Source organism: Mycobacterium dioxanotrophicus (assembly GCF_002157835.1).
GTDB lineage: Bacteria > Actinomycetota > Actinomycetes > Mycobacteriales > Mycobacteriaceae > Mycobacterium > Mycobacterium dioxanotrophicus.
Window position 1 is genome coordinate 2,772,359 of sequence record NZ_CP020809.1, and the last position, 11,656, is coordinate 2,784,014.

The window sequence follows — 11,656 nt, forward strand, 5'->3', positions numbered from 1 at the left end:
ATCAGGATACGGGGGGTTGCCCGGCGAAACGTAGCCGCGCGGCCTGTGCGTAGAGCTTGCCCGCGCGGTAGGACGAACGCACCAACGGACCGGCGAGGACACCGGCGAAACCGAGCTCCTCGGCGAAGGTCGACAGCGCGGCGAACTCGTCGGGATGCACCCAGCGCTCGACCGGATGATGGCGCGGCGACGGCCGCAGATACTGCGTGATGGTGACGATGTCGCAGCCGGCGTCGTGCAGGTCGCGCAGCGCGGTGTGGATCTCCTCGATGGTCTCGCCCATGCCCAAAATCAAGTTGGACTTGGTGACCAGACCCGCGTCGCGGGCCGCGGTGATCACGTCGAGGCTGCGCTGATAGCGGAATGCGGGACGGATCCGCTTGAAGATGCGCGGCACCGTTTCGACGTTGTGCGCCAACACTTCCGGACGGGATTCGAAGACCTCGGCCAGCTGTTCGGGGATGCCGTTGAAGTCGGGGATGAGCAGCTCGACGCCGGTGCCCGGGTTGAGCGACTTGATCTGGCGGACCGTCTCGGCGTAGAGCCAGGCGCCGCCGTCGGGCAGATCGTCACGGGCGACGCCGGTGACGGTGGAGTACCGCAGGCCCATCGCCTGCACGCTCTCGGCGACCCGGCGCGGTTCGTCGCGGTCGAGCTCGGCCGGCTTGCCGGTGTCGATCTGGCAGAAGTCGCAACGCCGGGTGCACTGCTCGCCGCCGATGAGGAAGGTGGCCTCGCGGTCCTCCCAGCATTCGAAGATGTTGGGGCAGCCGGCTTCCTCGCACACGGTGTGCAGACCTTCGCGGCGCACCAGCCCCTTGAGTTCGGTGTACTCGGGGCCCATCTTGGCGCGCGTCTTGATCCACGGCGGCTTGCGCTCGATGGGGGTCTGCGCATTACGGACTTCGAGGCGGAGGAGCTTCCGCCCCTCTGGCACAACACTCACTGGTTCATCCTACGTTCAGGGCGACTTCCAGCCGGCCGTCCAGCGCGTCGCACACCGATTGGGTCACCCGGTCCATGACGTCGTCGACCCCGACGTGATGTCCCAGTTCTTCGGTCAACGACGTCACACCGGCGTCGGCGATACCGCACGGGATGATCGACGAGAACGCCGACAGGTCACAGTCACAGTTCAGTGCGAACCCGTGCAGCGTCGTCCCATGTGCCACCCGGATGCCGATGGCACCCACCTTGCGGGCCGGACCGCGGGCGTCAGCAGGCACCCAGACCCCAGAGCGGCCGGCCACCCGGCCGGTGGTGAGGCCCAGCTGACCGCACACCGCAATCAGTGCTTCCTCAAGGCGCCGAACGAAATTCACCACGTCGAGGGGCTCCGTCAGGCCGATGATGGGATAACCCACCAGCTGACCGGGACCGTGCCAGGTGATCTTGCCGCCGCGGTCGGTGTCGACGACGGGCGTACCGTCCACCGGGCGCTCGTGCGGTTCGGTGCGTTTGCCTGCGGTGTAAACGGCCGGGTGCTGAAGCAACAGCAGCGTGTCGGGGCCGCCTGCGATCCTCGCCTCGGCGATCTCCCGCTGCAACTGCCATGCCGACTGGTAGTCGATGGTGCCGAGTCGGCGCACCTCGACGGCCGAATCAGCTGCGCGAATCGATGTCACAGGGTTGACGCTACTCGTATTCGTCACACGTCTTTGGGGGCGGTGACATAGGCGAGCGCTTCGCCAACGGTGTGGTGGTGGAATTCGAAACCGGCCCGTTCCAGCGCCGCGGGAATCACCCGCTGACCGGCCAGCAGACCCTCGTCGGCGAACTCGCCGAGCACAGTGCGCAGTGCGAAACCCGGCACCATCATCGGGGTCGGGCGGTTGACGGCGCGGCCCAGCGCCGCGGTGAACTCGGCGTTGGTCACCGGCGCCGGACCGGTGAGGTTGACCGGCCCCGACATCGACTCGGTCCACATGGTGAACAGCACGGCCCGGATCTCGTCCTCCAGGCTGATCCACGGCAGGTACTGGCGGCCGTTACCGAGCCGCGCGCCGAGGCCCAACGAGAACAGCGGCTTCAACCGGGCGAGCAAGCCCCCGGCCGGCGCCAGCACCAAACCGGTGCGCATCAGCACCACGCGGGCCCCGGCGTCGGCGGCCGCAGCGGTCGCGGCTTCCCAGTCCTCACACAACCGGGCCAGGAAGCCGAGGCCCGCCGGGGCCGACTCGTCGGTGACCTGATCACGGGTGTTGCCGTAATAACCGACCGCACTGGCGTTGACCAGCACCGGTACCCCGGCGTCGGCCACCGCGGTGGCCAGCACCTCGGTGGGCCCGATCCGGCTGTCGCGCAAGCTCTGCTTGAACGCGCCCGACCAGCGCTTCTGCCCGACGTTGACCCCGCACAGGTTCACCACGGCGTCGACCCCGCGCAGCGCGCCCGCGTCGAACTCACCCGTGTCCGGGTTCCAGAACAGCTCGTCGGGACTGGACGGTGCCCGGCGCACTATCCGCAGCACCCGATGGTCGGCGGCACGCAACGCCGACGTCAGTGCCGAGCCGATCAGACCAGAGGACCCCGCGATCGCAACGACAGCAGTGCCCACCTAGGTCAGAGCCCCAGGTCTGCCTCGAAAGCACCGTCCTCGAGCCGGCGTTTGATGGTGGTGACGAAGCGTCCGGCGTCGGCGCCGTCGATGAGGCGGTGGTCGTAGGTCAGGGGCAGGTAGCAGACCGACCGTACGCCGATGGATTCGTTGCCGTAGGCGTCGGAGATCACCCGGGGGCGTTTGACGATGGCGCCGGTGCCCAGCATGGCTGCTTGTGGCGGTACCAGGATGGGGGTGTCGAACAGGGCGCCCTGGCTGCCGATGTTGGTGATGGTGAAGGTGCCGCCGGACAGTTCGTCGGGTTTGAGGTTGCCTGAGCGGGCGCGGGCGGCGATGTCGGCGATGGCGCGGGCCAGCCCACCGAGGGAGAGGTCACCGGCGTTGTGGATGACCGGGGAGAGCAGGCCCTGGTCGGTGTCGACGGCGAAGCCGAGGTGTTCGGCGTCGTAGTAGGTGATTTCTTTGGTGTCTTCGTTGTAGCTGGCGTTGACGTTGGGGTGGATCTTCAACGCGTCGATGACGGCGCGGGCGATGAAGGGTAGGTAGGTGAGGTTGACGCCTTCGCGTTCGGCGAAGTCGGCTTTGGCGCGGGCCCGCAGTGCCACGATCTTGGTCATGTCGACCTCGTGGGTTTGCGTCAATTGTGCTGTGGCCTGCAGGGATTCGCGGGTCTTCTTGGCGGTGATCTGGCGGATCCGGTTGGCTTTTTGGGTGGTGCCGCGCAGGTGCGCCAACGCCGGTGCGGGCGCCGCCGCGGCGGGTGCCGCGGGTGATGCTGCCGCGGGTGCGGCGGCTGCCGCCGGGCGGGGGGTGCTTTTTTGGCGTCGGCGGCGGCGAGGACGTCTTGTTTGCGGATGCGGCCGCCGACACCGGTGCCTTTGACCGCGGTGAGGTCGATGTTGTTCTCCGCGGCCAACTTTCGCACCAGCGGGGTCACGTAGGGGCGCCATCGGCAGACCGGCCGCCGCCGCGGGGCGGCGGGTTTGGGCTGCGGGCCGGGGCGGCCTTGGGCTGCGGGGCCGGTTGCGGCTTGGGTTCGGCCTTGGGTTCGGGTGCTGGGGCGGCCTTGGGTTCGGGTTTCGGTTCGGGCTTCGGTTCGGGCTTGGGCTCGGGTTGCGGCTTGGGCTCCGGGGTGGCCGGTGCGGGTGCGGCGGCGGCGTCGCCGATCTTGGCCAGTTCGCCGCCGACAGCGACGACGTCGTCTTCTTCGGCGCTGATCGAGAGCAGGGTGCCGGCGACCGGGGAGGGGATTTCGGTGTCGACCTTGTCGGTGGACACCTCGACGAGGGGTTCGTCCACGCCGACGCTGTCGCCGACTTTTTTCAGCCAGCGCGTCACGGTGCCTTCGGTGACCGATTCGCCCAGTTCGGGCATCACCACCGAGGTCGCCGCACCCGACGACGCCGGTGCCGCGGGCGCCTGCGCGGCCGGGGCCTGCTGTGTGGCCGGTTCGGGTTCGGGGGCCTGGGCAGCCGGTTCGGGCTCCGGCTCCGGCTCGGGCTCGGCTTCGGCCTGGGGGCCGGGGCTTCGGAGGCGGCTTCGCCGGCCTCACCGATCACGGCCAGTTCGCCGCCGATCTCGACGGTGTCGTCTTCCTGGGCCACGATCTTGGTCAGCACACCCGCGGCCGGGGCCGGGATTTCGGTGTCGACCTTGTCGGTGGAGACCTCCAGCAGCGGCTCGTCGAGTTCGACCGTGTCGCCCTCCTGTTTAAGCCAGCGGGTGACGGTCCCCTCAGTGACACTCTCACCTAGCGCGGGCATCTGGACGGAGATGGCCATGTGTATTGACTCCCTCGGACGGTCACTCGTGACGACTCGAACTCTGGCTTACCACAGCTAGGTGCACCGGGTGCGGCACCTAGGTGGATTGTCCGGACCATCCTGTCACTGCGCAGCAATTCGCACGCACTCAGGGTTGGCTGCGGCTCTGGCACTATCGAACTGGGTAATACAGGTAGAGGAGATCGTTGCGGTGGGGTTGTTCGACAAGGTTCGCGCGCGTGCTTCGGGGCGCGCCGGTCGAGATGCCGCCGGTGATCTGGAGTACCTGCGCCGGTGGGTCGCCGAGCACGTCGGAGTCGAGGCTTACGTCGAACCACGGACCACCGTCACCGACGTCACCGTCGTGCTCGTCGCGGCGGACGGCGAGTGGACCAGACGGCGCGCGGGCGGGGATGCCGGCGCCCGCCGACTCAGCGATCGGCTGCAGATCCCGGTGTACGACGTGCAGAAGGTCGGCTACCCCCAGCGAATGCGCGACCACGACGCGCGTCGTCGCATCGAACGGCAACGCGCCATGCGCCGGGAACTGGACGGAAGCTAGGGCCGGGGTAGTCGATACCGTCGGTATTGGATACTGTCCGTAACGGATAGTGGTCACAGACAACCTCGCGGAGGGTGGACTATGCAGCGCTACGTCGACAGTGCAGACGGGACCCGCATCGCGGTCTATGAACAGGGCGACCCGGACCGGCCGACGCTCGTGATGGCCCACGGTTGGCCCGACTCGCACGTGTTGTGGGACGGCGTGGTCGCCGAGCTGGGGGACCGCTACCGGATCGTGCGGTACGACAACCGCGGGGCCGGCGCTTCCGACGTCCCCAAGCGCGTCGCTGCGTTCACCATGGAGCGATTCGCCGACGACCTCTCGGCCGTGCTCGACGCGCTCAGCCCCGGCGTGCCTGCCCACGTGCTTGCCCACGACTGGGGTTCGGTCGGCGTCTGGGAATACCTGAGCCGGCCCGGATCGGCCGAGCGGGTGGCCTCGTTCACCTCGGTGTCGGGACCCAGCACCGACCACTACGGATCGTTCGTGCGCAGCCGGCTGGCGCGTCCGTACCGGCCCGTCCAGTTCGCCAGGGCGGTGAACCTGGCGTCGCGGTTCAGCTACTGGATCCCGTTCTCGGTGCCGGTGATCGCGCCGGCGCTGATGCGGCGCGGGGCGGCGCGCCGGTTGCAGGCGATCGACACCCCGGGGCCCAAGTTCCAGTCGGAGAACCTCGACATCGACGCCGCCAATTCGCTGAAGATCTACCGGGCCAACGCGATTCGTTCGTTCACCCGGTTGCGGCGAGACCACTACGTGGCGGTTCCGGTACAGCTGATCTGCAACGACAACGACCCCGTGGTGCGCGGGCACGGCTACGACGACGAGGCCAAGTGGGTGCCGCGGCTGTGGCGTCGCGACCTCAAAGCCGGGCACTGGGCGCCGTTCTCGCATCCGCGGGCCATCGCAGCGGCCGTCGACGAACTCATCGAGCACCTGCAGGGAGCGACCGCGAGCCGCGCCCTGCGGCGTGCGCAGGTCGGCCGACCGCGCGAAACCTTCGGCGACACAGTGGTTTCGGTGACGGGTGCGGGCAGCGGCATCGGTCAGGCGACCGCGCTGGCGTTCGCCGCCGAGGGGGCCGAAGTGGTCGTCAGTGACATCGACGAAGCCGCCGCCAAGAGAACCGCCGCCCAGATCGCCGAGCGCGGGGGCGTCGCCCATGCCTACGCACTCGACGTCGCCGACGCCGACGCGGTCGAGCGCTTCGTCGAGCAGGTATGCACCGAGCACGGCGTGCCCGACATCGTGGTCAACAACGCCGGTATCGGGCACGGCGGCAAGTTCCTCGACACCCCGGCAGAGCAGTTCGACAAGGTGCTCGACGTGAACTTCGGAGGCGTCGTCAACTGCTGCCGGTCGTTCGCGCGCAGGCTCGTCGAACGTGGCACCGGCGGCCACATCGTCAACGTGGCCTCGATGGCTGCGTATTCGCCGTCGCAAACGGCCAACGCCTACTCCACCAGCAAGGCTGCCGTGTTCATGTTCTCCGACTGCCTGCGGGCTGAATTGAACTCGGCGGGAATAGGTGTGACCACGATCTGCCCGGGCATGGTCGACACCAACATCATCGACACCACGCGCTTCGACCTGCCCGCCGACCAGCAGGGGCAGGTCGATGAACTGCGCGCCAAGACCAAAAAGGTCTTCGCCGCACGCCGTTACGGCCCGGAAAAGGTCGCCAAGGCCATCGTCTCGGCGGTGCGCAAGAACAAGGCGGTCCGCCCCGTCACCCCGGAAGCCTATGCGGCATACGGGGTGTCGCGGCTGGTGCCGTCGGTATTGCGCCGGGCGGCCCGGGCAGGTTCGCGCTAGCCGTTCTCGGCTCTGGCTGAATCAGCCGTTCTCGGCGATATCTTCCAAGACCGCGAACATGGTCCGCGTCGGAACGCCGGTGCCGCCCTTGGGGGTGTAACCCCACGGGCTGCCGGTGTTGTAGGCCGGCGCGGCGACGTCGATATGCGCCCACTGGACGCCGTCGGTGACGAACTCGCGCAGATACGTTCCGGCGACCAACATTCCGGCGAAGCGCGAGCCGCTGACGTTGGCCAGGTCGGCGACCGTGGACTTCAGGTCGTCCTTGAGTTCCTCCGGCAGCGGCATGGCCCAGCCGTTCTCGCCGACGGCCTGCGACAGCGTCGCCACCCGGTCGCGGAACTCGTCGCTACCCATCACACCCGGTGTGCGAGCCCCCAGCGCGACGGTCTGCGCACCCGTCAAGGTGGACGTCTCGATCAGATAATCCGGATTGTCCTCGCAGGCCCGCACGATGGCGTCGGCGAGGATCAGCCGGCCCTCGGCGTCGGTGTTGAGCACCTCGACGGTGGTGCCGCCGTACTGGGTGAGCACGTCACCGGGGCGCTGCGCGGTGGCCGACGGCATGTTCTCGGCCATGGGGACGGTGGCGATCACGTCGATGGGCAGCTGCTGCCGGGCAGCCAGCACCACCGTCGCGATGACGGCGGCCGCGCCGCCCATGTCGGAGGTCATGTGGTGCATGTTCGCGGCCGGCTTGATCGAGATGCCGCCGGTGTCGAACGTGATGCCCTTGCCGACCAGCGCGACGGTCTTCGCTCCGGCTGATCCTGCTCCTCGCGTGCGCGGCCTACCACCGCGGTGCGCCAACCGCACCAGCCGCGGCGCGCGGGAAGATCCCTTGCCCACCCCGATGATGCCGCCGTAGCCGGCCTTGGTGAGTGCCTTGTCATCGAGAACCTCGACCTCAAGGCCGTACGCCTCGCCCAAATCCTTTGCCCGCTTGGCGAATTCGGCCGGGAACAGGTGGCTCGGCGGGGTGTTGACGAAATCTCTCGCGGTGGCCACGGCCGCTGCCACGTCGACGGCACGCTGCGCGGCCTTCTTGGTGGCAGCCTTGGCATCGGCGGCCAGCACGACGATCTTTCTCAGCCCCGGATCCTTGGGAGCGGTCTTGGCGCTACGGAACTCGCTGAACCGGTAGGCGCCCAGGATCAGGCCCTCGACCGCGGCCTCCAGATCGATGGCACTGAGCGTGGTCACCACCGAGTCGACCTTGTCCAGGGACCGGGCGGCGCTGCCTGCGGCGCGGCGGATCACGTCGGCAGGCCACTCGTCGCGCGGCTTGCCCAGGCCCACCGCGAGCACGCTGGCGACAGGGAGCCCGGCCACGACGAGCCGGTGCGACTGGCCTTCGGCGCCCGAGGCGCCCAGCACCTGCAGGCCCGATTCGATGGCGGCGACGGCGTCGTCGTCCAAATAAGGCTCGCCACCCAGCACTTTCGGGCCGGAATCTCCGGTGACGACGGGAACGATCAGGACGGCGTCGGCGACGCCCCTGCGGGGCACGGCCGAGCTGACGGTGACGGTGGGGGCCTGGTAGCCGGGTGCGCTGCTCACCCGGTTCACCCTAGATGCGGGCGAGCGGGTAGGCCGTCACCGGCGTCGCGAAACCCTTCAAGGTCAGCGATTGCGGCGGCCCGAACCGCCGGTCGGGCAGCGCGTCATGCAGTCGCGTCGAAACCAGGATCTGACCCGGATCGGCCGAAGCCACCAGCCGTGCCGCCAGGTTCACCGGATTGCCGAAGTAATCCCCGCTGATCGCCAGCACCTGGCCGAAATCCACCCCGGCCCGCACCTGCAGTTTCGCCTGCCGCGCCCGCGGATGCCCGACCAGATCCACCGCGACCTGCAGCACCTGCTCAGGTTCGGAACCCACCCACATGATGGCGTCGCCGATGAATTTGACCACCCGGCCGCCCGCGGCATGAACCACATCGGCTCCAGCACCGCTGAACTCGTTGAGCAGCGCGGTGAGCTCGTCGGTGGTCAACGTCTGCGTCAGTGACGTGAAATCGGACAGATCGGCAAAGCCGATGCCGCACACCACACTTGACGACCCGTCGCGGATCACGTGCTCGAAATAAGTGCGGGCGCTCATCAAGTGGTGGCGATGCACCGCATCCATCATCGCGCCGATCCGCGGGATGAACCCGGCGGCGGCGCGGTAGGCCTGCGCGGTGATCAGCTCGTTGTGAGAGATGTCGATCTGCATGTCGGGGCTGCTGGAGCGGATCATGGACGACTCGGCCTCGGAGATCCTGGCCAGGCTCGAGCCGATCACCCGGAGCAGCCCGGTCGCGGGTACCTCACCCAGCAGCGCGCGCATCTCGGCCCACGTCCGAAGCCCGTCCAGGTCGGCCTGGCTCAGCGTGGGCACCTCGGCGCCTGCGGCCGTCAGGCCCAGTGCCGCCCACGCGTGTTCGACGTCGGCCAACGGCAGCCCGAGCGAGGCGGCGGCGTCGGCCAGGCTGTACTTCGGTGGTCCCGACCACTGGAGGACGTCGCCGGCGAGGCCGAACAGCCGGCCGCGGCGTTCGGCCTCGACCATCTCCTCGGCGGTGAACCCCAGGCGGTCGAGGTATTCGATGAGCGGCGCACGATCCCGCGCGTCGGCCACCCCGGCGGCCTGCAGCGCATCGAAATCGACCACCAGTCAAGTGTGGCAGTTCACCTGCCGGATTAGGGTGAGCTCGTGAGTGACGACCTGTTGCACGGCCCGCTGGAAGACCGCCACCGCGCCCTCGGCGCCAGTTTCGCCGAGTTCGGTGGCTGGTCGATGCCGGTGTCCTACGCCGGGACCGTCGCCGAACACACCGCGACCCGCACCACTGTCGGCCTGTTCGACGTCAGCCATCTCGGCAAGGCGCTGGTCAGCGGGCCGGGGGCGGCCGCCTACGTCAATGCGGCCCTGACCAACGACCTGAACCGGATCGGGCCGGGCAAAGCGCAATACACGTTGTGCTGCAACGAGTCCGGCGGTGTCATCGACGATCTCATCGCCTACTACGTCTCCGACGACGAGATCTTCCTGGTGCCCAACGCGGCCAACACCGCCGCGGTGGTGGCCGAACTGCAGCGTTACGCGCCGGCCGGGCTGACCATCACCGACGAACACCGCTCGTACGCGGTGCTGGCGGTACAGGGTCCGAAATCCGCCGAGGTGCTGCGCGGGCTGGGGCTGCCGACCGACATGGACTACATGGCCTTCGCCGACGCCGACATCGACGGCGTCCGGACCCGGGTCTGCCGCACCGGCTACACCGGCGAACACGGCTACGAACTGCTGCCGCCGTGGGACGGCGCCGACACGGTGTTCGACGCGCTGGCGGCCGCGGTGCAGGCAGCCGGTGGTGAACCCGCCGGCCTCGGTGCCCGTGACACGTTGCGCACCGAGATGGGTTACCCGCTGCACGGCCACGAGCTGTCCCCGGAGATCTCGCCGCTGCAAGCCCGCTGCGGCTGGGCCATCGGCTGGAAGAAGGACGCGTTCTGGGGACGCGACGCGCTGCTGGCCGAGAAGCAGGCCGGTCCGCGCCGGGTGCTGCACGGGCTCAAGGCGCTGGGACGCGGTGTGCTGCGGGCTGACATGACTGTGCTCGACGGCGATACGCCGGTCGGCATCACCACGTCGGGAACGTTCTCGCCGACGTTGAAAGTCGGCATCGCGCTGGCCCTGCTCGACACCGCCCATGACATCGCGGACGGTCAGCACGTCGCCGTGGACGTGCGCGGCCGGGCGGTCGAATGCGAGGTCGTGAAGCCACCGTTCGTGGCGGCCAATACTCGCTAGCCACCGGCGATACAATCGCCTTATGACAAGCGGTCTTGCAGAGTTCACGGTTTCGGTCAACGCGGACCCAGCGACCGATGCGGTACGCGAATCCATTCTGGCCAATCCGGGGTTCGGCAAGTTCCACACCGATCACATGGTGTCCATCGACTACACCGTGGCCGACGGCTGGCACAACGCGCGGGTGGTCCCGTACGGCCCCATCGAGCTGGATCCGTCGGCTGTCGTGCTGCACTACGCGCAGGAGATCTTCGAAGGTCTGAAGGCCTATCGCTGGGCCGACGGGTCCATCGTGTCGTTCCGGCCCGAGGCCAACGCGGCCCGGTTGCAGAACTCGGCACGCCGGCTGGCCATCCCGGAGCTGCCCGAAGAGCTGTTCATGGAGTCGTTGCGCCAGCTCATCGCGGTCGACGAGGCCTGGGTGCCCGCCGCGGGCGGCGAGGAATCGCTGTACCTGCGGCCGTTCATCATCGCCACCGAGCCCGGCCTGGGGGTGCGGCCCGCCAACGAGTACCGCTACCTGGCCATCGGCTCGCCGGCCGGCGCGTACTTCAAGGGCGGCATCAAGCCGGTCAGCGTGTGGCTGTCGCACGAATACGTGCGGGCCTCTCCTGGCGGTACCGGTGCGGCCAAGTTCGGCGGCAACTACGCGGCGTCGCTGCTGGCGCAGGCCCAGGCCGCCGACAACGGCTGCGACCAGGTGGTCTGGCTGGATGCCATCGAACGGCGCTACGTCGAAGAGATGGGCGGGATGAACCTGTTCTTCGTCTTCGGCAGCGGAGGTTCGGCGCGTTTGGTCACTCCGGAGCTGTCGGGTTCGCTGCTGCCCGGTATTACCCGGGAATCGTTGCTGCAGTTGGCAACCGATGCCGGATTCGCCGTCGAAGAACGCAAGATCGATGTCGAAGAATGGCAGAAGAAGGCCGCCGCCGGCGAGATCACCGAGGTGTTCGCCTGCGGGACCGCCGCGGTGATCACGCCGGTGTCGCACGTCAAGCATCGGGAGGGCGAGTTCACCATCGCCGACGGACAGCCGGGTGAGATCACCATGGCCCTGCGGGACACCCTGACGGGAATCCAGCGTGGCACCTTCGCCGACACGCACGGCTGGATGACGCGGCTGAACTAGCTGTACTGACCACCGACGTTAGGTACGGCGT

General features: G+C 68.5%; 9 protein-coding genes and 1 pseudogene. 4 read left to right on the forward strand and 6 right to left on the reverse strand.

Annotated elements, in window-relative coordinates; genetic code table 11:
- Window position 1: 1 nt before the first annotated feature.
- The 4 genes and pseudogenes from lipA to sucB form a co-directional block, all read right to left on the reverse strand.
- Window positions 2–946, reverse strand: coding sequence for a lipoyl synthase (lipA, locus tag BTO20_RS13395; RefSeq protein ID WP_087076558.1), 945 nt, complete (start codon window positions 944–946; stop codon window positions 2–4).
- 4 nt (window positions 947–950) lie between these two features.
- Window positions 951–1,625, reverse strand: coding sequence for a lipoyl(octanoyl) transferase LipB (gene lipB / locus BTO20_RS13400; protein ID WP_087076560.1), 675 nt, complete (start codon window positions 1,623–1,625; stop codon window positions 951–953).
- Window positions 1,626–1,648: 23 nt separating this feature from the next.
- Window positions 1,649–2,557 carry a TIGR01777 family oxidoreductase gene (locus BTO20_RS13405; RefSeq protein ID WP_087076562.1) on the reverse strand — a complete coding sequence of 303 codons (909 nt, stop codon included), beginning with the start codon at window positions 2,555–2,557 and terminating at the stop codon, window positions 1,649–1,651.
- Between the two features lie 5 nt (window positions 2,558–2,562).
- Window positions 2,563–4,341 (reverse strand): annotated as a pseudogene (sucB, locus tag BTO20_RS13410) (2-oxoglutarate dehydrogenase, E2 component, dihydrolipoamide succinyltransferase).
- Between the two features lie 193 nt (window positions 4,342–4,534).
- On the opposite strand from sucB, the gene BTO20_RS13415 reads away from it, so the two are divergent.
- On the forward strand, window positions 4,535–4,885 hold the full coding sequence (locus BTO20_RS13415) for an oxidoreductase (RefSeq protein WP_087076564.1): 351 nt from the start codon (window positions 4,535–4,537) through the stop codon (window positions 4,883–4,885).
- An 81-nt stretch (window positions 4,886–4,966) separates the two neighbouring features.
- Entirely contained in the window at window positions 4,967–6,703 is a 1,737-nt protein-coding gene (locus tag BTO20_RS13420; protein WP_087076565.1) for an SDR family oxidoreductase, read from the forward strand.
- 21 nt (window positions 6,704–6,724) lie between these two features.
- Here the strand turns inward: BTO20_RS13420 and BTO20_RS13425 are convergent, their stop codons facing one another.
- The gene (locus BTO20_RS13425) at window positions 6,725–8,263 is read right to left on the reverse strand and encodes a leucyl aminopeptidase (protein WP_198344373.1); all 1,539 of its coding nucleotides are present in this window, start codon (window positions 8,261–8,263) and stop codon (window positions 6,725–6,727) included.
- Between the two features lie 10 nt (window positions 8,264–8,273).
- Entirely contained in the window at window positions 8,274–9,356 is a 1,083-nt protein-coding gene (locus BTO20_RS13430; protein WP_087076568.1) for an adenylate/guanylate cyclase domain-containing protein, read from the reverse strand.
- Between the two features lie 42 nt (window positions 9,357–9,398).
- Here BTO20_RS13430 and gcvT point away from each other — a divergent pair, with 42 nt between their 5' ends.
- Window positions 9,399–10,496 carry a glycine cleavage system aminomethyltransferase GcvT gene (gene gcvT / locus BTO20_RS13435; protein WP_087076570.1) on the forward strand — a complete coding sequence of 366 codons (1,098 nt, stop codon included), beginning with the start codon at window positions 9,399–9,401 and terminating at the stop codon, window positions 10,494–10,496.
- Window positions 10,497–10,518: 22 nt separating this feature from the next.
- Window positions 10,519–11,625, forward strand: coding sequence for a branched-chain amino acid aminotransferase (locus BTO20_RS13440; protein WP_087076572.1), 1,107 nt, complete (start codon window positions 10,519–10,521; stop codon window positions 11,623–11,625).
- Window positions 11,626–11,656 lie beyond the last annotated feature (31 nt).